Genomic DNA, 23,471 nt, shown 5'->3' on the forward strand with positions numbered 1-23,471 from the left:
CGGGGCACCCCGTTCCGCACAGGGCGGGGGCGTTCGGGCCGGGATGTCCCCGCAGGCGCGGGGAGCACTCCTGAACTGCTGCCCTGGCCGCTGGGAGGCCGGTTTTCCTGGCCTCCCAGCGGCCGGAGAGCGGGGCTCAGCGGATGGTCAGCGAGTCCAGGTAGCCCTGGAGGTTGCGCGCGGTCTCGGCGACCGAGTCGCCGCCGAACTTCTCGATCGCGGCCTCGGCGACCACCAGGGCCACCATGGCCTCGGCCACCACACCGGCGGCCGGGACGGCGGTGACGTCGCTGCGCTGGTGGTGGGCCTGGGCGGGCTCGCCGGTCTCGGTGTCGATCGTGTCCAGGGCCTTGGGCACGGTGGCGATCGGCTTCATGGCGGCGCGCACCCGCAGCGGGTCACCGGTACTCATGCCGCCCTCGACTCCGCCGGCGCGGTTGGTGCGGCGGCGCACGCCGTCGGGACCGGGCTCGATCTCGTCGTGGGCCGCCGAGCCCCGGCGGGCGGCGGTGCGGAAGCCGTCACCGACCTCCACGCCCTTGATCGCCTGGATGCCCATGAGCGCACCGGCCAGGCGCGCGTCCAGGCGCCGGTCCCAGTGCACGTGGCTGCCCAGGCCGGGCGGCAGACCGTAGGCCAAGACCTCGACGACGCCGCCGAGGGTGTCACCGGACTTCTTGGTGTCGTCGATCTCCTCGACCATGCGGGCGCTGGTCTGGGAGTCGAAGCAGCGCACCGGGTCGGCGTCGATCGCGGCCAGGTCGGCCGGGGCCGGTTCGGGCGCGTCCTCGGGGACGGCCACGGTTCCCATGGAGACCACGTGGCTCAGGATCTCCACGCCCAGGGCCTGGCGGCAGAACTGGCGGGCCACCTCGCCGATCGCGACGCGGGCCGCGGTCTCGCGGGCGCTGGCGCGCTCCAGGATCGGACGCGACTCCTCGTGGCCGTACTTCTGCATGCCGACCAGGTCCGCGTGACCGGGGCGGGGCCGGGTGAGCGGCGCGTTGCGCGCCACGCCGTCCAGTTCCTCGGCGGGAACCGGGTCGGGCGACATCACCTTCTCCCATTTGGGCCACTCGGTGTTCCCGACCTCGACCGCGACCGGCCCTCCCTGGGTCCGGCCGTGGCGAATGCCTCCGATGACGGAGACCTGGTCCTTCTCGAACTTCATCCGGGCACCACGGCCGTACCCGGCGCGGCGGCGGAGCAGCGCGGCGGCGATGTCGTCAGAGGTGACGGACACACCGGCCGGGAGGCCCTCCAGAATCGCGACGAGTGCGGGTCCGTGGGACTCCCCCGCGGTCAGCCAACGCAACATGTGCACAATCCTCCCACGGATCGGCGGGTGGCGACGCATCCGGGTGCGCGGTTAGGGGAGCAGGGGCTGCCCGGCCAGGACGGTGGCGAGGGTGGCGGCGAGCATGAAGGGACCGAGCGGGAAGGGGTCGCGTCGGGTGAGCCGCCGCAGGGCCATGAGGACCAGCCCGACCAGGGAGAAGGCCGCGAAGGCCCAGAAGACGGAGACCAGGGCGCCCAGGGGGCCCGCCGCCCAGCCGGTGTACAGGCCGGTGAGCCCGGAGAGTTTGACGTCGCCGAACCCGAGCCCGGTGCCGTTGACCCGCCACAGCAGCCAGTACAGCACCGTGACCAGGGCCATTCCCAACAGCGCGTCCCCGGCCCGGTCGAGGTCGGGACCCTCGGGGGGCAGGAGCACGGCCGCGCCGATCAGCAGCGCTGTCACCGCGTAGGAGGGCGCGACGACGGCGTCGGGCAGGCGCATGACCCGCACGTCGATGGCGGAGAGCAGCACCCCCAGGGCGACCAGCCAGAGCAGGGCGAGGAGGCTGAAGGGACACCAGTGCGGCTGCGGTACGGCCCACAGGCCCACGCACCCGAACAGGGCGGCGGTGACCGCGGTGACCGCGGGGTCGGAGCGGATGACCTGCTCGCAGTGGGGGCAGGCCCCGCGTCTTCGGAAGGTGCGGGCCTCCACGGCGGGGAACCAGCGCAGGAAGCGGAGTTCGGCGCGGCACTGGGGGCAGCGGGGCGGCGGCGGCCCCTCGTCGTACTCGGGGAAGGCGGGACCGGCGGCGGTGTCCGCGGGTTCCTCGGGGGGCCGGGCCCGACGCCGGGGCGCGGCGAGCGAGCCGCGCGGCCCGGGGGAGGGCGCCGGTCCGAAGAGGTGGACGAGACGGCCGTTGAGCTGGCCCACCACCGCGCCGAGCAGGATGAGCAGGACGGCGACGAGGATCGTCCACAGGTGCGGTCCGAGCACGAGGGCGGAGGGGGTGGGCATGGTGGGAAGTTATCTGTTGGCGGCCCTCCGCGACACCGGCGGGTCCCGCCTGTGGACGAACCCGGTGACCCCGCCCCTATCCCCGGGCGGAGTCGTCGTCGCGGTGGGCGCGCACGACCGCGCTCAGCTCGATCCCCCCGGGCAGGACGTGCCGCAGTTCCTCGGTGAGCCGCGCGGCCACGCGGCGCAGGACCGCGTCGTCGCGTTCCTCCAGTTCGAGGCGGATGCCGATCTCGCCGCGCTCGGAGGGGTGGATGCGCACCCTCTCGATGCCGAACTCGGTGTGCGTCACCCGGTAGATGAGCGCCAGGACCTGCGGGTCGTCCTTGGGCTCGGGAACGCCGCCGGTCTCGGCGAGCAGGCTGAGGAAGCGGCCCTGGACGGTGTAGGGCACGGGGCCGGAGACGTCGATGACCAGGGCGTCCGCACCCTCCTCCACGGCCGCCCGGCAGGCGTCCCTGGCGGTGAAGGGCACCGGGCGGGCGTCCGGGCGCCAGCGGCGCACGGACTCCACCGAGGTGAAGGCCAGCACACCCCGGCGGCCGTCCTTGCCCGTCATGATCGGGACGGCGACCTCGCTGTGCTTGTCCTTGGTGAGCCCGCCGGCGCCCTGCTCCGTCTCGGTGGCCACGGCGACCACCGGGATGAGCACGCGGGATCCGCTGAGCACGGCCAGCACCTGGCGGTCGCCGGTCTTCCCCGAGGCGTGTTCGCGCAGGCGCGCCTCGACCTCGGGGTCGGCGCTGCCGTCGTCATCGCGGAAGTTCTGGGCACCGATGATGGATGGTCTGCTCACGTGCACCGACTCTACCGGTGGGCGGCGGGGCGCGTGGCGCGTGCGCCGGGAGCCTAGCCGCGTGGGGCGGGGCCGCCGGGATCGAGGGCGCCCATGATCGCGCTGAGTTGGGCGACCTGCTCCGCGGTGAGTCTGTCGAACAGCAGTGAGCGCACCCGCGCGGCGTGTCCGGGCGCCGCCTGGTCCAGGAGGAGGGAGCCCTTCTCCGTGAGCACGGCCCACAGGCCCCGCCGGTCGTCGGCGCAGTGCTCGCGGCGCACGTAGCCGTCGCGTTCGAGCCGGGCGACCTGGTGGGAGAGTCTGCTCTTGGAGACGATGACGGTGTCGGCGAGCACGCGCATGCGCATGCGCTGCTCGTGCGCCTCGGACAGGTGCACGAGGATCCCGTACTCGATGAGCGACAGACCGGTGCGGGCGCGCAGGTCCTTCTCCAGCTCGTCGTAGATCCGGGCGTTCATCCGCAGGAAGTCTCGCCAGACGCGCTGTTCCCCCGGGTCGAGCCACACGGCCTTGTCCATGCGCAACATCGTAGTGGCGGGTCGGCTGGGCGCTCTTGCACGTGCGCGGAGGACCGCCTAAACTCCTTCCGGGGAAGATTCTTCTCAGCTACCTTGTTACTCAGCAGTGAAAAGGGCCCGAATCCCCGGGTCCGACGACCCGACGAGGGAGACACCATGGCAGCGCAGGAACTCAAGCCCGGTACCTGGAAGATCGACGCCGCCCACAGCGTGGTCGGCTTCTCGGTGCGGCACATGATGGTCAGCAAGGTCCGCGGCCGGTTCGAGAAGTTCGACGCCACCCTCACGGTTCCCGAGGACCCCACCCAGTCCTCCGTCGAGGCCACGATCGACGCGGCCTCCATCAACACCGACAACGGCGACCGCGACAACCACATCCGCTCGGCCGACTTCTTCGCGGTCGAGGAGTACCCCGAGTTCACCTTCCGCTCCACCGGCCTGGAGCCCCGGGGCGAGGAGTTCGTCCTCAAGGGCGACCTGAGCATCAAGGGCAACACCCGCCCGGTCGAGCTCACCCTGGAGTTCAACGGCTCCACCCTCGACCCCTACGGCCTGACCCGCGCCGGGTTCAGCGCCTCCACGCAGATCAGCCGCAAGGAGTTCGGTGTGGACATCGAGATGCCGATGGACGGCGGCGGCGTGGTCGTCGGCGACAAGATCACCATCGACATCGACGCCGAGTTCACGCACCAGGGCTGAGCACGCCCGCCGTGCCCGGCGCCACGTCTGGCCGGGGGCGCGCCGGAACCGGGGGAGGCCCCGCCGAAGCTGTGACGACACACCGTCACCTCCTCGGGTGCCTCGGATATCGTCAGCGGGGGGAGGGCCGCACGCCCTCCCCCCGCTCGTTCGCACCGCGGGCGGAACCGGCCGACCGGGAGGTCCCGTGCCCTCGCCCAACCCCTTCCCGCCCGAGGTCGTCGCCGCCGTCACCGGGCACATGAACGACGACCACCCCGAGGACACCCTGCTCATCTGCCGCGCGCTGGGCGGCCGCCCCGAGGCCACCGCCGCCCGGATGACCGGCCTGGACGGCGAGGGCGGCGACTACGCGGTGACCGTGGACGGCGCCGAGCACACCGTCCGCATCCCCTGGGCGCACCCGCTGACCGAACGCGCCCAGATCCGGGCCGAGGTCGTGCGCATGTACCAGGAGTCCTGCGCACGGCTCGGTGTCCCCGCGCGCGGACGGCACTGAGCGCTCCCCGGCGCCCCGCCCGCCCGGCTGAACTCACCCGACGCCCCGCGAGGGGACCGGCGAACATCACACTCCGGCGGAACTCCGCGCGACTCCGGGGAGTCAAAGGAGGACAGGGGGACACGGCGGGACCCGCACCGGGGACCGACGCCGCCAACCGCCGCTCCAGGAGCCGTGCGGGGCCTACTCTGGAAGGACCGTCGATCCCCCGGACGTCCACGCCAGAACGCCTAGCCGAAGGATGGCCACGACCTCCATGGGCACGCCCGACCCCGGTGACGACAACGCTCCGACCCAGCGGATCGACCCCGCCGCACCCACCGCTCCCCTCACCCGGACCGGTGACGGCGGGGGTGCGTCCGCGCGCGCCTCGGCCACGCGCTGGGTCACCCGCGTCCTGCGTCCGACGCTGCGCGGGGACACCGAGCCCACCCGCGTCGCCGCACCCGCCGCCGACCGCACCAGCGTCCTGCCCGGCGCCACCCGGGCGGCCTCCTCCCCGGCGACCGGGCGACGGGGCCCGCGCCCCTCCCCGGCCGGGACCGGACCGGGCCGCACCCCCTGGTGGCGGACCCTGTTCGGCCCGCTCCTGGACTGGCTGGCCCGCCTGGTCTCCCGTGTGGTGGTCGGCCCCGCGGGCGACCTGGACTACGCGGTCCCCGCCCAGCTGCGCCGCCGCTACCGTGTGCTCGACCACATCGGCGCGGGCGGCGAGGCGGTCGTCTACCTGGCCGAACCCGCGGACTCCCCCGGCCGGGCGCTCGCCCTCAAGGTCTACCGGCCCGGCCACGACCTCAACCGCGAACTCCTGGACCGGCTCCGCGCCCGCGGCACAGCCTCACCGCACGCCCCCGCCATCCACGGCTACGGCACCGCCGCCAGCTCCTGGGGCGAGGACCTGGCCTGGGAGGCCCAGGAGTACTTCTCCCAGGGATCGCTGCGCGCGGTCATCGACCAGGCGCCGCTGGAGGAGGAGCGGGCCCGGGCCGTGGTCCGCGCGGTCGCCGAGTGCCTGCACCACTGGCAGCACGAACTCCAGCACAACCACACCGACGTCAAACCCGAGAACCTTCTGGTGCGCTCCCTGGACCCGACGGTCGTGGCCCTGACCGACTTCGGCGGCGCGGTGCGCGCCACCATGAGCCGCGTCTACGGCGGACTGGCGGTCACCGAGGACTACGCCGCTCCCGAGGTCGTCGAGGGCCGCCGCGAGGCGCCCGCCGCCTGGTGGTCCCTGGGCGTGATGGTGCACGAACTGGTGACCGGACGCCGCCCCGCACGCGGCGGCAACTGGCTGACCGCGCGCAACACCGAGGTGGACATCTCCGCCATCACCGACGAGCGCTGGCGCCTGCTGGCCCGCGGCCTGCTCGCCCCCGCCCCCTCCGCCCGATGGGGCTACGACGAGGTCGTGCAGTGGCTGGCCGGCGAGCGGCCGCAGATCCGCACCGCGCGCCGCCTGCGCCCCCTCGACTTCGCCGGGGTCAGCCACGAGGACCCGCCCAGCCTGGCCTTCGACCTGCTCGACCGCTCCGAGACCGGTGCCATGTGGCTGCGCAGCCACTGGCCGCAGCTGCGCACCTGGCTGGACCGCGAGGTCAACGACTACACCTTCGACCGCGCCTACCTCACCGGTCTGGACGCACACCCCGAACTGGCGCACGTGGCGATCAGCGCGCTGGCCGCCCGGTACGTCCCGGGCATGCCCCCGCGCTTCCGCGGACACGAGATCAGCGCCGACGGACTGCTGGCCCTGGCCACCGGGGACGCCAGCCGACACGCGGTCGTACGCGAGGCGGTCTCCTCGGGCGCGGTCGGTCTGGGCTCCCAGCACTGGTGCCCGCACCCGGCCTGCCGTTCGGGCGGCTCGGGCCGGTGCGCCCTGCTCGAACGCGTCCAGCACGAGGTCCCCCTCATCATGCGGCGGGTAACGGAGACCGTCGGCCAGCTGAGCGGAGCGGGCCCGGACGCGCCCCGCGCACCGGAGCCCCACGAGATCGACACCGCCTGGGCCCGTGCGGTCGAACTGGTCCTGGTCCCCGAGACCGCCTCCCGGTTCCGGTCGCTGCTGCGCCGCCAGTCCTGGCACCCCCGCCAGCGCAGCGCCGCCCCGCACGCCCCCTGGTGGGCGGAGCAGCGGCGCCTGGCCCTGCGCGACGGCAGCGGCCGCGACGCCCTGACCACCAGAAGCGCCCTGATCACGGCGGTGCTCCTGCTGCCCGAGGCGGCGCGGGTGGGCGCCTGGATCAGCGAACGCGAGCGGGCCGACGGCAGGGCGCGCCGCCAGGACCGGTGGGCGTCGCTGGCCGGTTCGGCCCGTGAGCGCTGGTCACAGGCCAGGGAGGGGGTGTCGGCCGCCCGCAGGCGCCGGGCCGAGGCCACCACCGCGCCGAACAGGCCCGTCGACCCGACCACCGTGTGGCCCTACGGCAACGCGCCCGGCCAGGAACCCGGGCTGAGCCCCCGCGAGCAGGAACGCAGGCGGCGCCGGGCCGACCGGACCATGGGACAGATCCAACGGGCCATGAAGGCGGGCAGGTGCCGCCGCTTCGCCTACCCGGCCGCACTGCTGGGCCTGGTGGACGCGCTGGGACGGGTGGTGCGCCCGGACGAGGGCTTCTACCCCGAGAGCGCGTTCGTCACCTCGGCCTACACCGGCCTGCTGGAAGCCAGTGACGGCCCCGTCCTGGGCTGGCTGTCGGAGGTCACCGGAGCGGTGACCGGGGCCCTGCCCGGTGCCATGGGCAGTGCGTGGTGGCTGCCCGCCCTGCTGTCGGTGGCCCTGGTGGCCCTGGGCCGCGCGGCGGCCAGCAAGAAGCCCGCCTCCCGGGCCCGCCGCCGTCTGGGCGCCTTCCGCCTGGCCGTGGCGGGGTCCCTGTTCATGGTGGTGGTGCTGCTGTCCACCGGGCTGGTCGCCCTCGGTTCGGGGGTGCTCATCCCCCTGGACGGCCTCCTCGGCTGACTCCGGAGACATGCGACGGCCCCTTCGACGGTTCCGGCCCGGCTGACCGGCACCCGCAGGCGATCTCCGCCGGGACGCACCGGCACCGGCCCGTTCGGGGGCATCGCCGGGCTATCTCGACCGCCTCCTCCCGTGAGCGCACCATGGCCAGGAACACCACCGTCGGCGAGTACGTCTCGGCCCTGCCGGAGGGCCAGCTGGCGGTCACCGACCGGCTGCTGCCGGCCATCGAGGCGGCCCTGCCCGGAACCGGGGCGATCTGGCACGGCCACCCCGTGGGGAGCCTGGGAGCGAGGCCGGGCGCGTCCCCGGTCTGCTACCCCAAGGGCCACAGGTCCCGCCTGTCCTTCGGCCTCTGGCGGGGCCAGGAGGCGGCGGACCCCTCCGGCCGTTTGGAGCCCGGCGCCCGCGCGATGGCACAGGTACGGCTGTCTTCCCCGGAGGAGGTCGACGCCGAGCTGTACACCGACTGGCTGGCCCAGGCGCGCCGTCTGGAGGGGTGACCCCGCGAGGGGCGCCCGGGCCGGAGGCCGACCGTGGAGGGTGACGGGGGGTACCGCGCGCGAAGTGCGGCCGCCGAGGGTGGCGTGGGCGGCGGGTGGGCTATGATCTCCCGGTTCAACACACGGACGAACACGACGGTGAAGCAGGTGACAGGTGGGTGAGGTGACCGGGCTGCGTGCCGGGGACTACCGGGCGGAGATCGACCACACGGGAGCGGGTCTGCGGGCGCTCACCTGGCGCGGGCGCGACGTGGTGTGGCCCTACGGCGACGACGGGCCCAAGGCCTTCCAGGGCCAGGTGCTCGCCCCGTGGCCCAACCGGGTGACGGAGAGGGGCTACCGCTTCGACGGAGCCGAGTACCGCCTGGAACCCAACGACCCGGCCACGGGCACCGCCATCCACGGCCTGGTCCACGACCGGGTCTGGACACCGGAGTCGGTCACCGAGGACGCGGTCGCGCTGCGCCTGGGCTTCGGGGGCACCCCCGGCTTCCCCTTCCCGCTGGAGCTGACCGTCGCCTACCGGCTCGACGGGGACGGGCTGACGGTCACCGCCACCGCCCGCAACAGCGGCCCCTCCCCCGCCCCGTTCGGGCTGGGCTTCCACCCCTACCTGACCCTGGGCGAACCCCTGTCGGCGCTGGCCGCGCGCGGCGAGCTCACCCTGGAGGCCACCGCGGGCACCCGGCAGCCGGTCGACGAGCGGATGCTGCCCGCGGGCGCGCCCGTTCCGGTGGAGGGCGGGGAGTTCGACTTCCGCCCGCCGGGCCGCCCCCTGGGCGACACGGTCCTGGACACCGCCTTCTCCGACCTGGACCGGGACGACGAGGGGCGCGCGTGGGTGCGGGTGAGCGGCCCCGAGCACCGGGTGTCGCTGTGGTGCGACGCCAGCTTCGGCTGGCTGCAGATGTTCAGCGCCGACACCCTGGGCGGTGAGGAGCACCGCGCCCATCTGGCGGCCGAGCCGATGACCTGCCCGCCCAACGCCCTGGCCAGCGGCACAGACCTGATCGTGCTCGCCCCCGGCGACTCCACCGAGCACACGTTCGGCATCACCGCCCGGGCCCTGGCCTGACCCCGGGCGCGGCGGCGCTCAGCCCGACCCGGAGGGCTCACGGCCCAGCACGCCGCTGAGCCGCTCCAGATCCTCGATGGTGTCGATGTCCTCCGGGCTGGCGATGTCGTCGCAGGCCACGACGGTGACCAGGTGCGAGTACGCCCGCAGGAACGGACGCGCCCCCACGTCGTGCACGGCCATGGCGTAGGCGGTGGACCAGTGCTCCCGGCCCAGCAGCACCGGGTTGCGCTGGTTGCCCTGGTAGGTGGCCACCGCCGCGCGGGCGCCCTGCTCGTGCGCGCGCACCAGGCGGCGCACCGCCTCGGGGGTGACCAGCGGCTGGTCTGCCAGCGCGATCAGCACCGCGTCCGCCGTGTCGGGCAGGGCGTCGATCCCGGCGCGCACCGACGACCCCATGCCGGTGCGCCAGTCGGGGTTGCACACGGTGTGGGCACCGCGGACCGCGGTCTCGGCCGCGCCCAGCACCACCATGACCGGACGGCAGCCGCCTTCGGCCAGGGTGCGCACACCCCGGTCGACCAGGCGCTCACCGGCCACCTCGACCAGCGCCTTGGGGCGGCCGAGTCTGCTCCCCGAACCCGCCGCCAACAACAGGCCCGCCACCAGGCCGCCACGCGTGCGCTCCCTGTCCTGCGTGTCCCCAGTACCCATGACGCGATGATGTCACGCTGGGGCGCCGCAGGTGGGCCGCCTGGCGGAGACGGTCCGGACATGTCCGGCCACAGTTCCCTCACCCCTGCCCTGACCAGGAGCTTCACGGCCCAGCGGTTTTCGGTTCACTTGGCGGGGTGACCGAATCCGGCCGGAATCAACGGGGTCCGGGGGGTGTCGTGGTGGATCCGCCCGTTGGTCTCGCGCAGCGCGCGGCCGCTGCCGCCCCACCGGGTCTGCACCAGCTCCGCGGCGATCGACACCGCCGTCTCCTCCGGGGTGCGCGCCCCCAGGTCGAGGCCGATCGGCGAGTGCAGGCGCTCCAGGGCCTCCTCCGTCACACCCGCCTCACGCAGCCGCTCCACCCGGTCCTCGTGGGTGCGCCGCGACCCCATCGCCCCGATGTAGCCCGCACGGGTCCGCAGAGCCGCCGTGAGCACCGGCACGTCGAACTTGGGGTCATGGGTGAGCACGCAGATGGCGGTGCGCTCGTCGATCTGGTCGGCGATCTCGTCCAGGAACACGTGCGGCCACTTCACCACCACCTCGTCCGCGGTGGGGAACCGCTTGGCGGTGGCGAACACCGGACGGGCGTCGCACACGGTCACCCGGTACCCCAGGTAGGTGCCCAGGTCGGCCACGGCCGCGGCGAAGTCGATGGCGCCGAACACCAGCATGCGGGGCGCGGGCGCGAAGGACTGGACGAACACCTCCAGCTGGTCGCCGCGCCGCTGCCCGTCGGTGCCGTAGCGCAGCAGGCCGGTGCTGCCCTGGGCGAGCATGCCGCGCACGTCGTCGTCCAGCGCGTCGGCCAGCCGGTCGCTGCCCAGGCCGCCCTCGGCGTGCCCGGGCCAGACCACCCGGCGCAGCCCCACCCGGCCGGCGTCGGAGGGGTCGGAGACGATGGTGGCCACGGCCACGGGCTGGTGCTCGTCGATCGCGCCGAGCACCGCGCCGAGCTGGGGATAGCCGGCGCGGCTCACCGGCTCGACGAACATGTGCAGGGTCCCGCCGCAGGTCAGGCCCACGCTGAACGCGTCGTCGTCACTGACCCCGTAGGTACGGCGCACCGGGACGCCGGTGCGGATGACCTCCAGGGCCTCCTCGTAGACCGCCCCCTCCACACAGCCGCCGGACACGCTGCCGACGACCTCGCCGGAGGCGCTGACCAGCATCGCCGCCCCGGCGTCGCGGGGTGCGCTCTTGTAGGTGTCGACCACGGTGGCCAGCGCGAACGTCTCGCCCGATGCGTACAGGTCGGACACGGCCGCTCGGATGTCGCGCACGCGGTACCTTCTTCCACGTTCCGTCGATGGCTCTCAGTACCAAAGTACGTGGCCCACGCAACACGGAGGGAGCCCCCGATCCTCAAGAATTCGGCGGCTCCCCCGGGATGATCCTACGAGCGGTCGGGCTCCTGGGCCTCGCCGCGGTCGTGCAGCAGCGCCCGGAACTCCTCCAGGTGGCGCCGGGCCAGGTCGCCGTCGGTGCTCTGGATGGCCATCACCGCGAGCGTGGTGCCGTCGGACAGGTCCGCGGACGGCCAGGGCTCCCCCACCGGCATCCGCACGTCCACCACCTCGGCCCACGACAGCACGTGGGTGCGAATGCTGTTCACGACCGTCACACCCTGCTCGGTGGCCACCAGCCGGGGCCGCGCGAGCAGGTGCAGGGCACCGGCGATGGCCAGGCCCAGGCCCACCATGAGGACCCGGTCCGTGGCCCCCCACTCCGGGGGCAGGACCACGGCGAGCACCGCCAGGGTCACCACGATCAGCAGCGCCAGACCGTAGGCGACCACCCGCACCGCCCGCGGGCGCCACGTCCTGGGCAGGACCGGCTGCTTCGACGCCTCGTCCACCGGCTGTTCCTTCGTCCGCACAGACTGCTCCACTTCATTCCCGACCCCGCCGCCGGGGCGCCCCGCGTCACCGCGGAGCGGTCGTCACCGCGTGCGGCCGGGCCCGGTCAGCGGCGCAGCCCGCGCAGGACCGCCGCCGTGTCCAGGGCGGCCAGCGCAGCCTCGGCGCCCTTGTTCTCGGCGCTCCCCGGCAGGCCGGCGCGGTCACGCGCCTGTTCCAGGGTGTCACAGGTCAGCACACCGTTGCCCACGGGGGTGGAGTGGCGCAGCGCCACCTCGGTCAGGCCGTGGGTGACCGACTGGCACACGTAGTCGAAGTGGGGCGTGCCGCCGCGGATGACCGCGCCCAGAGCGATCACGGCGTCGTGCGTGCGGGCCAGCTCCTGGGCCACCACGGGGATCTCCACCGCTCCGGCCACCTCCACCACTGCGGGCTCGGCCGCACCGGATCCGCGCACCACGGCCAGGGCGTTGTCGAGCATCGGCTGGACGACGGGGGCGTTCCAGCGGGTCACGACGATGCCCACTGACAGCCCGGAGGCGTCCACGCCGTACTGGTCCGGACGTCCTTCACCACTCATGTGCTTCCTGCTCTCTGTCGTGCGGCGCCGCCGCGGGCCGGGCCCGGCACCGCGACCGCGGTCGTGAGGTCTGCTCTCCGGGCCGGGTTCCCCCCGGCGGCACCGCCTAGCGGGCGATGTCGGCCAGTGCGTGGCCCATGCGGTCGCGCTTGGTCCGCAGATAGGTGATGTTGTCCTCGGTGACGAAGGAGGGCATCCCCACCCGCTCGCTGACCCGCACGCCGTGCCGCTCCAGCCCCGCGGCCTTGTCGGGGTTGTTGGTCAGCAGCCGCACCGAGGAGACCCCCAGGTCGGTGAGGATCTGGGCGCCCGCGCCGAACTCGCGCGCGTCGGCGGGCAGGCCCAGGCGCAGGTTGGCGTCGACGGTGTCCACGCCCCGGTCCTGGAGGCTGTAGGCCCGCAGCTTGTGCAGCAGGCCGATCCCCCGGCCCTCGTGCCCGCCCAGGTAGACCAGTACGCCGCGTCCCTCCTCGGCGATGCCGGCCATGGCCGCCTCCAGCTGGGCCCCGCAGTCGCAGCGGTGGGAGCCGAACGCGTCCCCGGTCAGGCACTCCGAGTGCAGGCGGGCCAGGACGTCGGTGCCGTCGGTCAGGTCGCCGTAGACCAGGGCGACGTGCTCGGCACCGTCGGTGGTGCCCCGGAAGCCGACCGCGCGCCACTGGCCGTACCGGTTGGGCATCCGCGTCTCGACCATGCGGGTGACCAGCGGCGGGTGGGCCTGGTCCTCGGTGAGGCTCTCGCCCAGGGCGAGGCGGTGGGCAGCCAGCTGCTCCACCGAGACCAGCTTCAGGCCGTGCTCGTCGGCGAACTCGCGCAGCCGCGGCAGGCGGGCCATCGTGCCGTCGTCGTTGACCACCTCGGCGAGCACACCGGCCGGGCGCAGCCCCGCCAGGCGGGCGAAGTCCACGGAGGCCTCGGTGTGGCCGCGGCGGGCCAGGACACCGCCCGGCCGGGCGCGCAGCGGCAGGATGTGGCCGGGGCGCACGAAGTCGGTGGAACGGCTGCCCGACGAGGCCAGCAGGCGGATGGTGCGGGCGCGGTCGGCTGCGGAGATGCCGGTGGTCACGCCCTCGCGGGCGTCGACGGTGACCGTGTAGGCGGTGCGCAGGCTCTCCTCGTTGCGCGCGGTCATCAGCGGCAGGTCGAGGCGGTCCAGGTCCTCACCCTCCATCGGCACGCACACCACACCGGAGGTGTACCGGATCATGAACGCCAGGAGTTCGGGGGTGGCGAGTTCGGCGGCGAAGATGATGTCGCCCTCGTTCTCGCGGTCCTCGTCGTCCACCACCACGATGGCCCGCCCGGCGGCGAACTCGGCGACGGCCTCCTCGATCGGGTCGAGGACGACGGCCTGCGCGGTCTCGGTGGCGGCCGCTGCGGGGTCGGTGACGGTCATTGCCGCTCCCTGGGAAACTCGTGGGTGAAGAAGGTGGTCTGGGCGGGTGGCGGCCCTGCCTGCGGGTCCGCCCCCGGTTCCGTGCGCCGGGTCAGACCCGCGGGCCGGTCGGGGCCACGGCGGTGATCCGCTCGACGTACTTGGCGATGACGTCCACCTCGATGTTCACGGTGGCACCGGGCTCCAGGCCGCCCAGAGTGGTGGCCCGCAGGGTCTCGGGGATCAGGCTTACCTCGAAGAACTCCTCCTGGGCGCCGGGCTCGCTGACCGCGGAGACGGTGAGGCTGGTGCCGTCGACGGTGATGGAGCCCTTCTCCACCACGTACGGGGACAGGTGGGCGGGCAGCCCGAAACGCAGAACGTCCCAGTTGCCACCGGGATTCCGGGAGAGCAGGCAGGCTGTGCCGTCGACGTGGCCCTGGACGATGTGGCCGCCCAGGCGGCCGCCCACGCGGGCGGCGCGTTCGAGGTTCACGGGGGAGCCGACGGTCAGCGAACCCAGGGTGGAGCGGTCCACCGACTCCTTCATCACGTCGGCGGTGAAGGCGCCCTCGCCGCTGCCGACGACGGTCAGGCACACGCCGTTGACCGCGATGGACTCGCCGTGGCCCACGTCCGAGCTGACCAGGGGTCCGTGCACGGTCAGCAGCAGGGCCTCGCCGCTGCCGCCCGCCGGTTCGACGGAGACGACCTCGCCGACCTCTTCCACGATTCCGGTGAACACGTCCTTGCCTTCCCTTCGCCTGTCAGGCTCCGGGGAAAGGGGTGTGGAACGGGTCCACGGCAAGGCGGCGCCGGTCAGCTCGCGCGAAAGGGGCGCGAGCGGGCGGACCGTCTCGACACGTACTGCCTCCCATCCGGACTTTCACCGTCGGTACCGGAATTCCACCGGTTCAACCGGCCGATGGATTCGGCCGGGTCGCGGACTGTCACCGCCGGTTCGGAATTACACCGACCCCGGAGCACGTGTTCGACTACTGTCTCAACGTCTCGGATCCTAACCCCTCGCCAGCGGGGGCGCATAGCCGGTGTGACCGGGATCATCCCTGTTCGGGCTTGCCGGAGCCGTCCGACGTGCGCTTGGCGGAGGCCTCGTCGGGCGTGTCGTCCTCGGCGCGCACGCCCTCCGCGGCGGCCGTGCGCGCGGGGTCCGCCGCGGTTCCGGGGCGCCCGGCCAGGCCGGTGCGCACGAACAGCTCCGGGGCCAGGAAGGCGGCCCAGAAGGCGATCAGGCCGTAGGCGAGAAAGCTCAACGCCGACGCCGCCAGCCCGCGCGCACCGTCGGAGACCACGTCCACCACCACCTGCAGGAGCACGACGACCGAGATGCCCAGGACGAAGCGGGAGGCGCGCGCGGCCAAGCCGCCCCGGGCGCTGTACCAGCCGCGCCCAGCGAGCAGGGTCAGGCCGACGATCCCGCCCAGCAGGGTTCCTGCCGCGGTGTACAGGCCGGTGAGCGTGGCGGCGGCCGGGTCGGCGGGCGTGGCGCCGATCCACTCCGCCGGGACCGACCAGGCCCCGCGCACGAGGAACTGCCACAGGGTGGCCGCCAGGCAGGGCAGCAGGGTCGCGGCCAGTGCCCAGCCCACCCAGCGGACCGTGTCCAGGCCCCGCCACCAGGTGAGGACGCGCTCCTCCCAGCGCAGGGACGCCCACACCACCAGCGCGCCCAGCAGCAGGCCCAGGAGCACGTCGCTGATGAAGTGCGCGCCGAGGTAGACCCGGGAGAGCGCGACCAACACGATGACGACGGCGGCCGCCCACAGCGCCGCGCTCCGTCCCGAGCGCACGGCCAGGTAACCCCAGGCGACCATGGCGCCCTGGGCGTGCCCGGAGGGCAGGCCGAAGCTGTCGTGGCTGGCGTGCGCTCTGACGTGGGCGTCGAACCAGGAGGGCCGGGCGCCGTAGAACACCGACTTGCACAGGTAGTTGAGGGTGCCGGAGGCGGCGACCACGACGAAGAGGCGGGCTCCCAGGGCCGGGCTGACGCACCAGAAGACCAGGACGAGCGCCACGGTGATCACGGCGTGGGAGCCCAGGTGGGTGACGGCTCCCAGGGGGAGGACCAGCCAGTCCCCCAGTCCCTGGAGCCACCGGATCGGGACGGCCTCCGCCTCCCACACCGCGTCCAGGGCAAGCTGCTCGGACGTCCAAGCGTTCACGCGTACTCCCACGGGTCCGCGCCTGGCAACGCCTCACGCCGCGCCGCTCCCCCGGCCCGCGCGGGGCGCGGCAGGGGAAGACGGAGCCGCGGCCAAGCTGGGATCAACGACTACGGGTCGCACAGCATAGGGCGGTGGGACCCGACGTGACCACCCGGGCGCGCGGGCGTGTCGGGACCGCCGCCGCGTCGCGGGCGGGTACCGCGACACCGAAGGACCCTTGCGGGCCGCGTTCAGGAGCGGCCGTACGCCCGCGTGGCCAGGGAGCGCAGGGAGTCGACGGCCTTGGCCGGGTCCTGGGCCCCGTAGACGGCGGAACCGGCGACGAAGACGTCGGCTCCGGCCTCGGCGGCGCGCTCGATGGTCGCCTCGCTGACCCCGCCGTCGACCTGGAGCCAGACGGAGGCCTGGCGGCTGTCGAGGAGCTCGCGCGCCCTGCGGATCTTGGGCAGGACCACGTCGAGGAACTTCTGGCCGCCGAAACCGGGCTCGACGGTCATGAGCAGCAGCATGTCCATCTCGCCGACGAGGTCGGCGTAGGGCTCGACGGGCTCGGCCGGGTTGAGGGCCAGGCCCGCGCGGGCGCCCAGGCGGCGGATCTCGCGCAGGGTGCGCACCGGGGCGCTGGCGGCCTTGGCGTGGATGGTGACGCTGCCCGCCCCGGCCTCGGCGTAGGCCGGAGCCCACCGGTCGGGCTCCTCGATCATCAGGTGGCAGTCCAGCGGGGTGTCGGTCGCCTTGAGCAGGGACTCGACGACGGGCAGCCCCAGGGTCAGGTTGGGCACGAAGTGGTTGTCCATCACGTCGACGTGGAGCCAGTCGGCGGAGGGGGACACGGCGGCGGCTTCGTCGGCCAGGTGCGCGAAGTCGGCGTTCAGGATGCTGGGTGAGATCTGGATGGCCACGCGTGCAGTGTAGCCACCTGGCCCGGAACCGCGTGCCCGCGGCGGGAGTGCGGGTCTACACCCCCGGAAATGGACATCAAAGACATCCCGCACCTTTACCTCGTAGATTCACAATCCTCCCGAGCGACCCGCGGAGGAGCGGCGGGGAGCGCCGCGGCCGGGGGTCAGTCCCGCCTGCGCAGCAGCGCCAGGAACATCGCGTCGGTGCCGTGGACGTGCGGCCAGAACTGCGCGTACCGGCCCTCGGGGCCCGCGGCCAGGTCGGGCACCTCGTCCAGGTAGTCGGCGGCGCGCAGCAGGGTGAGGTCCTCGCGCTCGGCGAGCAGGCCCCGCACGACCGCGTCGGTCTCGTCCAGGTGGGGGGAGCACGTCACGTACGCGACCACCCCGCCGGGACGGACGGACTCCACCGCGCTGGCCAGCAGGTCGTGCTGGAGCGGCGCCAGCTCGGCGGCCGAGGACTCGGTGCGCCGCCAGCGCGACTCCGGGCGTCGGCGCAGGGCACCCAGTCCGGTGCAGGGCGCGTCCACCAGCACCCGGTCGAAGACCCCCGGCCACCAGGCGGGCGCGGTGCCGTCGGCGACCACGGCCCGGCCCGCGTCACGCGGGGCCCGGCGCACCGCCCGGGCCACCAGCCCCGCACGGGCGGGCTGCACCTCGGCGGCCACCAGGCGGGCCTCGCGCTGCCCGGCCAGGGAGGCCAGCAGACCGGCCTTGCCGCCCGGGCCCGCGCACATGTCCAGCCAGAGCGCGTCCCGCCCGTGCGCGTCCACCCGGGTCAGGGCCAGGGCCACCAGCTGGCTGGCCTCGTCCTGCACCGCGGCGCGGTTCTGGTGCACCTCGCGGATCGAGCCCGGGTCGCCCTCGGGCAGGTAGGCGGCGAAGGGCGAGTAGCGGGCCTCCTCGGCCCCGGCGGCCACCAGGTCGGCGACGGTGGAGCGCCCCGGCTTGGCCACGAGGGTGACACGGGGGCGCTCGTTGTGCGCGGCGAGCAGGCGCTCGGTCCGCACCAGCCCCTCGGAGGAGCGCTCCCCCAGCGCCCGGGCCAGCTCCTTGACCACCCAGCGCGGATGGCTGTGCACGACCGACAGGTAGCCGCTGGGGTCGACGGCGCGGTCGGGGGCGACCACGGCCACCCACGCGTCCAGGTCGCGGGCCGAGACCCGGCGCAGGACCGCGTTGACGAACCGGGACCGGTGCTGGCCCACGACCCTGCGCGCCAGGTCCACGGTCGCGCTGACCGCGGCGTGCGGCGGGATCTTGGTGGCCAGCAGCTGGTGGGCGCCCAGGCGCAGCAGCGGCAGCACCTCGGCGTCCACGGAGGCGAGCGTGCGGTCCACGCAGGCCTCCAGGACGGCGTCGTAGGTGCCCTGGCGGCGCAGGGTGCCGTAGGTCAGCTCGGTGGCCAGCGCGGCGTCGCGCCCGCTGATGCCGCGCTCGTTGAGCAGGGCGGGCAGCAGCAGGTTGGCGTAGGCGTCGCGCTGGTCGACCGCGCGCAGGACGTCGTAGGCGACCCGGCGGGCCGGGTCGCGGGGCTGGGGCGGTCCGGACCTGCCCTGGCCGCCGCCCCGTCCCGGCTTCGGTCCCCGGCGGGGGCGGCGGTACGGGGATCGGGACTGCTCGCTCAACGTGTGTGCCTCAACAAGACGGGGACGGGACCTGGCGGGCCCGGGGGACCGCCAGGTCGAGACTACGGCAGCTCAGCGGCCCAGGCGGTCCTCCTCGGTGGGACGCACGCCACGGGCCCAGTCCACCGCGGCCATCGCGCGCTTGCCCTGGGGCTGCACCTCGCCCAGGACGACCGGGTGGGTGCTGGTTCCGACGAGGACGCGCTTCTTGTCGGCGTGCAGCTGCCCCGGGTCGAGCACCGGCGTGTCGGCCTCGGGCAGCGGGATGACCGGGCCGACCTTGAGCCGGGTCCCGCGGAAGGTGGTCCAGGCGCCGGGGGCGGGCGTGCAGGCCCGGGCCAGCCGGTCCACCCGCATGGCGGGCGCGGTGAAGTCGAGTTCGGCGTCCTCGGGGGTGAGCTTGGGGGCGTAGGAGACGCCGTCGGCGGGCTGCTCGACCGGGCTGAGCTGACCGGCGGCGATGCCGTCGACCGTGCGCACCAGGAGGTCGGCCCCGGCGGTGGAGAGCCGTTCCAGGAGTTCACCGCTGGTGTCGGTGGGACGGATGTTCTCCACGAGGGTGCCGTAGACCGGTCCGGCGTCGAGTTCCTTGACGATCTGGAAGGTGGACGCGCCGGTGACGTCGTCACCGTGCAGGACGGAGTGCTGGACGGGCGCGGCGCCGCGCCAGGCGGGCAGCAGGGAGAAGTGCAGGTTGACCCAGCCGTGCCGGGGGATGTCCAGTGCGGCCTGCGGCAGGAGCGCGCCGTAGGCGACGACGGGGCAGCAGTCGGGGGCGATGCGGGCCAGCCGGTCCAGGAACTCGGGGTCGCCCGCCTTGGCGGGCTTGAGCACCTCGACGCCCTCGCTGGCGGCGAGTTCGCCGACCGGGCTGGCCGCGACCCTGCGGCCGCGTCCGGAACGGGCGTCGGGGCGTGTGACCACGGCGGCCACCTCGTGGCCGGAGTCGAGCAGCGCCCGGAGTGACGGAACCGCGACCTGCGGTGTACCGGCGAAGACAAGTTTCACGTGGTTCTCCCCCTACTGGCCCGGAGCGCTCGCCGCGTCGCGGGACGTGTGCGCGGGGTCCCGGCCGGGGAGGCGGGGAGCCCGCGGGCGCGGTCTTTCGGGTTCCCAGTTCTACCAGTCACCGGCGGCGGGCCCCGTGCGTGCCGGGCCGCGTGCGGGGACGCGTCCGCGCCGCTCGCGGGGCGGTGTCGGCGACCTCTGGTAGACAGAAAGGACGATGACAGCGCAGCCCGGACCGCCCGACGGGGTCCTCTTCGACCTTCCCGAGCAGGACAGGAGCCCCGGCGAGGGCAAGAGCAAGGCCCCGGCGGCCCGGAGGTCCCGCCGCCCGGCCCCGCGCGTCCCCGCCGAGCGGTCGCCGGTGGCGCGCGTGGTCGTGGACACCCCGCTGCCCCACCTGGACCGCTGCTTCGACTACCGGGTGCCCGCCGACATGGACGAGGCGGCGGTGCCCGGCTGCCGGGTCAGGGTGCGCTTCAACAACCGCCCGCTGAACGGGTTCCTGGTCGAGCGGGTCGAGACCTCGGAGTTCTCCGGGCGGCTGGCGTACCTGGAGGCGGTGGTGTCGCCGGAGCCGGTGCTGACCCCCGAGGTCCTGGGGCTGGCCCGCGCGGTGGCCGACCGGTACGCGGGAACGCTGAGCGACGTGCTGCGCCTGGCCGTCCCGCCGCGCCACGCCCGGGTGGAGAAGGAGGGGGCCGCGGACCCCGCCGAGGGCGCGGAGGCGCCTCCGGAGGAGGCCGGGGACGGCCCCTGGTCGGACTACACCGAGGGCCCGTCGTTCCTGGACGCCCTGCGCCGGGGCCAACCCGCGCGGGCCGTGTGGAACGCCCTGCCCGGCACCGACTGGGCGGATGCGGTGGCGACGGCCGCGCGGGCGACCCTCGCGGCGGGACGCGGAACGGTGGTCGTGGTCCCCGACGGACGCGACGTCGGGGCCGTCGACGCCGCGCTCGGGGAGCGGTTGGGCCCGGACGGGCACGTGGCGCTCACAGCCGACCTGGGCCCGGCTGAGCGCTATCGCCGCTGGCTCTCGGTGCTGCGCGGGCGGACCAGGGTGGTGGTGGGCACCCGCGCGGCGGTGTTCGCACCGGTCCGCGACCTGGGCCTGGTGGTGCTGTGGGACGACGGCGACGACGTGCACGCCGACCCGCACGCCCCCTATCCCCACGCGCGCACGGTGCTGGCGATGCGCGCGCACCGCGCCGGGGCCGGCGCCCTGATCGGCGGCCACACGCGCACCACCGACAGCCAGTTGCTGGTCGAGTCGGGGTGGGCGCTGCCATTGACCGCCGACCGTGCGACCCTGCGCCGCCGGGCACCGCTGGTGCGGGCCGCCGGGGACGACCGCGAGCTGGCGCGCGACGAGGCCGCGCGTTCGGCGCGTATGCCGAGCCTGGCCCTGCGGGTGGCGCGCGAGGCCGCCCGCACCGGCCCGGTACTCTTCCAGGTCCCGCGGCGCGGCTACCTCAACACGCTGGCGTGCGCGGGGTGCCGTGAGCCCGCCCGCTGCGACTCCTGCCGGGGACCGCTCGCCGTGCGCGGTTCGCACGCCATGCCCTCGTGCGGCTGGTGCGGCCGGGTGGCGGGCGCCTGGACGTGCCCCGAGTGTGGGGGCACCCGGATGCGCGCGGTGGTGGTGGGCGCCCGCCGCACCGCCGAGGAGCTGGGCCGGGCCTTCCCCTCACTGACCGTGCGCACCTCGGGCCGCGAGGAGGTGCTGTCGGCGGTGGCGGACGCGCCGTCCCTGGTGGTGGCCACCCCGGGGGCCGAACCGGTGGCCGAGAACGGATACGCGGCGGCGGTGCTCCTGGACGGGTGGGCACTGCTGAACCGGATGGACCTGCGTGCCTCGGAGGAGGCGCTGCGGCGCTGGCTGAACGCGGCGGCCCTGGTCCGCCCGGGCGGCACGGTGGTGGTGTCGGCCGACGCCTCGCTGCCGGTGGTGCAGTCGCTCGTGCGCTGGGACCCGACGGGTTTCGCCGCACGCGAGCTGGCGGAGCGCCGTGAACTGGGCTTTCCCCCCGCGGTGTCCATGGCCTCGGTCACCGGTTCCCCCGAGCACGTACGCGAGCTGCTCGACCAGGTCGAGCTGCCCGAGGGAACCGAACTCCTGGGGCCGGTCCCGGTGGCTCCGGAGCGCACGGCCGGCACGGGCAGCGGCGCCCCGACCGAACGCGCGCTGCTGCGGGTCCCCCGCGCCGGGGTGGGTGCGCTGGCCCGGTCGCTGAAGGTAGCGGCCGCGGCGCGCAGCGCGCGCCGGGACGAGCACCTGGCGCAGGTGCGGGTGGATCCGCTGCACGTGGTCTAGCGGGCTGGCCGAAGCGGTCCCCCGTACGAGGGGGCGCCCCGGACCGCGGTGATCCCGTACTCCCAGCCGGTCCCGGGCGCCGCGCCCTGCGGGAGCGGGTGCTGGAGAGCCTCACCGACCACCACCCCACCGGTGGCCGCAGCCTCGTCGCCGGAGCGGTCCTGCACGGGATGCGCGCGCCCTGGGCCACGGGGGCGCCGCTCGGGCCGGGCTCAGCGGCCGCGGCGGGCGCGGTACAGGTCGCGCAGGGCGGCCACCTCGGCGCCGTGGTGGATGACCTCCCGGTTGACGTGCAGGACCAGCGCGACCATCGGGAAGTCGGCCCAGCTGGGTGAGGCGGCACCGCCCACGGGCGCGGCCAGGGCGTCCTCGTCCAGGTCCTGGACGTGCTCCGACCAGACCGTGTAGGCGTGGCGCAGCCGCTGTCTGGCGTCGGTGGCGGTCGCGGGCCAGTCGATGGACCCCCGGGTGGCGGTGCGGTCGCCGAAGTGCCAGTTGACGCGGGTCTCCAGCACGTCCACGACGAGGTGTCCCAGCCGCCAGGCGATGGTGGTCACCGGGGGCGGCTGCGGTTCGGGGACGGCCGAGTCGGGCTGGTGGAGCCCGCCGGGACCGCGCCGGACGGTCCGGGCCCCGGGCACGGGCTCCCAGTGGAACTCCTCGTCGGTGAGCCCCTCCAGCCGGGGCCACAGGGAGTCGTCCCAGTAGAACCGCAGCTGGGCCAGGATCTCCCCGGTCCAGTTCACCGCCACCGGCGGCTCCCCCTCCCCCGGGCGGGCGTGCGGCCCAGTCCCCCGAGGGTTCCGCTGCCCCGGTCGGACACGTCCTCGTCCGGGTAGGGCCACCAGGCGATGTCGGCGACCCCGGGGTCGACCGGCGTGAAGGGGGCGAAGGCGCGCTCCACCGCCGTCCGGGGCGCGGGGGCGGCCAGTGCGAGGTAGCCGCCGCCGCGCATGAGGGCGTGCAGGCCCCCGACTGCGGAGGGCGGGTCGTCGGCGGGGAAGGGAGTGGTCATCAGAACGGCGACGGGCTCGTCGAAGTCGACGAGCCCGCAGGTGCTGAGGCGGCGCAGCAGCGCGTGGGATCCGGAGCCGTCCCCGGAGAGCACGGCGGCGCCGGAGGCGGAGAGCATCCCCGCGGTGCCGTGCGGGGCCAGGTGGAGGACCGAGGCGTCGGGGGCGGCGGCGCGTACGCGCTGGTCGGTCCCCGGCGCCGGGCATCCCCAGTCGACGAACTGGCGCACGCCGGCGTCGGCGCACAGGTAGTCGATGACCCGGCCCAGGAAGGCCTGCTGCAGGCGCACCCCCGCGGACCGGTCGGCGTCGGAGGGTTCCTGGGGTCGCGGCCGGAGGCTGACCACGCGGGCCCGCTGGCCGGGGACCGGCACGGGGTCGCGTCCGCGGAACACAGCCGTGAGCGGACCTGGTTCGGGCCCTCTGGCTTTGGTCACGATCACGCTCCCCCAGCTGGTTCGCTCGTGGGAGGCAGGACGCGCCGCAGGGCGGACCGGTCGGGCCCGGGCAGCGGCACGCCATGCCGTCAGGGCCCGATGGTACCGCCTGGGAACGTGATCCTCGGCACAGGGCCGCGTGTTATGCGCCCTATTTAGTGCTTTGT

22 protein-coding genes and 1 riboswitch are annotated in these 23,471 nt (G+C 74.6%); of the genes, 6 read left to right on the plus strand and 16 right to left on the minus strand.

Annotated elements, in window-relative coordinates:
* Positions 1-136: 136 nt before the first annotated feature.
* From aroC to FYW95_RS00890, 4 genes are all read right to left on the minus strand, one after another.
* Complete coding sequence (gene aroC, locus FYW95_RS00875) at positions 137-1,318, minus strand: chorismate synthase (protein ID WP_159941216.1); 1,182 nt, start codon at positions 1,316-1,318, stop codon at positions 137-139.
* Between the two features lie 51 nt (positions 1,319-1,369).
* Positions 1,370-2,296 carry a prepilin peptidase gene (locus tag FYW95_RS00880; RefSeq protein WP_159941218.1) on the minus strand — a complete coding sequence of 309 codons (927 nt, stop codon included), beginning with the start codon at positions 2,294-2,296 and terminating at the stop codon, positions 1,370-1,372.
* Between the two features lie 76 nt (positions 2,297-2,372).
* Positions 2,373-3,092: an SseB family protein gene (locus FYW95_RS00885; RefSeq protein WP_159941220.1), complete on the minus strand. Its 720-nt coding sequence runs from the start codon at positions 3,090-3,092 to the stop codon at positions 2,373-2,375.
* 53 nt (positions 3,093-3,145) lie between these two features.
* On the minus strand, positions 3,146-3,610 hold the full coding sequence (locus FYW95_RS00890) for a MarR family winged helix-turn-helix transcriptional regulator (RefSeq protein WP_159941222.1): 465 nt from the start codon (positions 3,608-3,610) through the stop codon (positions 3,146-3,148).
* Between the two features lie 156 nt (positions 3,611-3,766).
* Here FYW95_RS00890 and FYW95_RS00895 point away from each other — a divergent pair, with 156 nt between their 5' ends.
* The 5 genes from FYW95_RS00895 (at position 3,767) to FYW95_RS00915 (ending at position 9,348) form a co-directional block, all read left to right on the plus strand.
* The gene (locus FYW95_RS00895; RefSeq protein ID WP_159941224.1) at positions 3,767-4,309 is read left to right on the plus strand and encodes a YceI family protein; all 543 of its coding nucleotides are present in this window, start codon (positions 3,767-3,769) and stop codon (positions 4,307-4,309) included.
* A gap of 187 nt (positions 4,310-4,496) precedes the next feature.
* Positions 4,497-4,808, plus strand: a complete 312-nt coding sequence (locus tag FYW95_RS00900) for a DUF2470 domain-containing protein (protein WP_159941226.1) — start codon at positions 4,497-4,499, stop codon at positions 4,806-4,808.
* Positions 4,809-5,064: 256 nt separating this feature from the next.
* A complete protein-coding gene (locus FYW95_RS00905) occupies positions 5,065-7,770 on the plus strand; it encodes a protein kinase domain-containing protein (protein WP_159941342.1) in 2,706 nt (901 codons plus the stop codon).
* Between the two features lie 143 nt (positions 7,771-7,913).
* Positions 7,914-8,273: a DUF1801 domain-containing protein gene (locus FYW95_RS00910; RefSeq protein ID WP_159941228.1), complete on the plus strand. Its 360-nt coding sequence runs from the start codon at positions 7,914-7,916 to the stop codon at positions 8,271-8,273.
* A gap of 154 nt (positions 8,274-8,427) precedes the next feature.
* Positions 8,428-9,348: an aldose 1-epimerase family protein gene (locus tag FYW95_RS00915; RefSeq protein WP_159941230.1), complete on the plus strand. Its 921-nt coding sequence runs from the start codon at positions 8,428-8,430 to the stop codon at positions 9,346-9,348.
* An 18-nt stretch (positions 9,349-9,366) separates the two neighbouring features.
* Here the strand turns inward: FYW95_RS00915 and FYW95_RS00920 are convergent, their stop codons facing one another.
* The 10 genes from FYW95_RS00920 to fmt all read right to left on the minus strand — a co-directional run bounded on the left by FYW95_RS00920 (position 9,367) and on the right by fmt (position 19,543).
* A complete protein-coding gene (locus FYW95_RS00920) occupies positions 9,367-9,954 on the minus strand; it encodes a nucleotidyltransferase family protein (RefSeq protein WP_159941343.1) in 588 nt (195 codons plus the stop codon).
* A 173-nt stretch (positions 9,955-10,127) separates the two neighbouring features.
* A complete protein-coding gene (locus tag FYW95_RS00925) occupies positions 10,128-11,288 on the minus strand; it encodes an XdhC family protein (protein ID WP_159941232.1) in 1,161 nt (386 codons plus the stop codon).
* 113 nt (positions 11,289-11,401) lie between these two features.
* Positions 11,402-11,863: a PH domain-containing protein gene (locus FYW95_RS00930; protein WP_159941344.1), complete on the minus strand. Its 462-nt coding sequence runs from the start codon at positions 11,861-11,863 to the stop codon at positions 11,402-11,404.
* Positions 11,864-11,970: 107 nt separating this feature from the next.
* Positions 11,971-12,444: a 6,7-dimethyl-8-ribityllumazine synthase gene (ribH, locus tag FYW95_RS00935; RefSeq protein ID WP_159941234.1), complete on the minus strand. Its 474-nt coding sequence runs from the start codon at positions 12,442-12,444 to the stop codon at positions 11,971-11,973.
* 106 nt (positions 12,445-12,550) lie between these two features.
* Positions 12,551-13,840, minus strand: coding sequence for a bifunctional 3,4-dihydroxy-2-butanone-4-phosphate synthase/GTP cyclohydrolase II (locus tag FYW95_RS00940; protein ID WP_159941236.1), 1,290 nt, complete (start codon positions 13,838-13,840; stop codon positions 12,551-12,553).
* Positions 13,841-13,931: 91 nt separating this feature from the next.
* The gene (locus tag FYW95_RS00945; RefSeq protein WP_159941238.1) at positions 13,932-14,564 is read right to left on the minus strand and encodes a riboflavin synthase; all 633 of its coding nucleotides are present in this window, start codon (positions 14,562-14,564) and stop codon (positions 13,932-13,934) included.
* Between the two features lie 115 nt (positions 14,565-14,679).
* Positions 14,680-14,810, minus strand: a riboswitch (FMN riboswitch).
* Positions 14,811-14,880: 70 nt separating this feature from the next.
* Positions 14,881-16,002 carry a phosphatase PAP2 family protein gene (locus FYW95_RS00950; protein WP_201294588.1) on the minus strand — a complete coding sequence of 374 codons (1,122 nt, stop codon included), beginning with the start codon at positions 16,000-16,002 and terminating at the stop codon, positions 14,881-14,883.
* A 233-nt stretch (positions 16,003-16,235) separates the two neighbouring features.
* The gene (rpe, locus tag FYW95_RS00955; protein WP_159941240.1) at positions 16,236-16,907 is read right to left on the minus strand and encodes a ribulose-phosphate 3-epimerase; all 672 of its coding nucleotides are present in this window, start codon (positions 16,905-16,907) and stop codon (positions 16,236-16,238) included.
* A 164-nt stretch (positions 16,908-17,071) separates the two neighbouring features.
* On the minus strand, positions 17,072-18,535 hold the full coding sequence (locus FYW95_RS00960; protein WP_159941242.1) for an RsmB/NOP family class I SAM-dependent RNA methyltransferase: 1,464 nt from the start codon (positions 18,533-18,535) through the stop codon (positions 17,072-17,074).
* Between the two features lie 72 nt (positions 18,536-18,607).
* Positions 18,608-19,543 carry a methionyl-tRNA formyltransferase gene (gene fmt, locus FYW95_RS00965; RefSeq protein ID WP_159941244.1) on the minus strand — a complete coding sequence of 312 codons (936 nt, stop codon included), beginning with the start codon at positions 19,541-19,543 and terminating at the stop codon, positions 18,608-18,610.
* 217 nt (positions 19,544-19,760) lie between these two features.
* Here fmt and FYW95_RS00970 point away from each other — a divergent pair, with 217 nt between their 5' ends.
* Complete coding sequence (locus FYW95_RS00970) at positions 19,761-21,854, plus strand: primosomal protein N' (protein ID WP_159941246.1); 2,094 nt, start codon at positions 19,761-19,763, stop codon at positions 21,852-21,854.
* A gap of 212 nt (positions 21,855-22,066) precedes the next feature.
* Here the strand turns inward: FYW95_RS00970 and FYW95_RS00975 are convergent, their stop codons facing one another.
* Positions 22,067-22,606 carry a DinB family protein gene (locus FYW95_RS00975; RefSeq protein ID WP_159941248.1) on the minus strand — a complete coding sequence of 180 codons (540 nt, stop codon included), beginning with the start codon at positions 22,604-22,606 and terminating at the stop codon, positions 22,067-22,069.
* The gene (locus FYW95_RS00980; protein ID WP_201294590.1) at positions 22,597-23,304 is read right to left on the minus strand and encodes an SAM-dependent methyltransferase; all 708 of its coding nucleotides are present in this window, start codon (positions 23,302-23,304) and stop codon (positions 22,597-22,599) included. Before FYW95_RS00980 ends, FYW95_RS00975 begins: the two co-directional genes overlap by 10 nt.
* Positions 23,305-23,471: the final 167 nt, after the last annotated feature.

The sequence above is a fragment of the Nocardiopsis sp. FR4 genome, from assembly GCF_009830945.1.
Classification (GTDB): Bacteria; Actinomycetota; Actinomycetes; order Streptosporangiales; family Streptosporangiaceae; genus Nocardiopsis.

Bases quoted from the DNA above. Each gene is read 5' to 3' on its own strand.
- aroC (WP_159941216.1), bottom strand. From the start codon at position 1,318: ATGTTGCGTTGGCTGACCGCGGGGGAGTCCCACGGACCCGCACTCGTC.
- FYW95_RS00880 (WP_159941218.1), bottom strand. From the start codon at position 2,296: ATGCCCACCCCCTCCGCCCTCGTGCTCGGACCGCACCTGTGGACGATC.
- FYW95_RS00890 (WP_159941222.1), bottom strand. From the start codon at position 3,610: ATGGACAAGGCCGTGTGGCTCGACCCGGGGGAACAGCGCGTCTGGCGA.
- FYW95_RS00895 (WP_159941224.1), top strand. From the start codon at position 3,767: ATGGCAGCGCAGGAACTCAAGCCCGGTACCTGGAAGATCGACGCCGCC.
- FYW95_RS00905 (WP_159941342.1), top strand. From the start codon at position 5,065: ATGGGCACGCCCGACCCCGGTGACGACAACGCTCCGACCCAGCGGATC.
- FYW95_RS00910 (WP_159941228.1), top strand. From the start codon at position 7,914: ATGGCCAGGAACACCACCGTCGGCGAGTACGTCTCGGCCCTGCCGGAG.
- ribH (WP_159941234.1), bottom strand. From the start codon at position 12,444: ATGAGTGGTGAAGGACGTCCGGACCAGTACGGCGTGGACGCCTCCGGG.
- FYW95_RS00940 (WP_159941236.1), bottom strand. From the start codon at position 13,840: ATGACCGTCACCGACCCCGCAGCGGCCGCCACCGAGACCGCGCAGGCC.
- FYW95_RS00970 (WP_159941246.1), top strand. From the start codon at position 19,761: ATGACAGCGCAGCCCGGACCGCCCGACGGGGTCCTCTTCGACCTTCCC.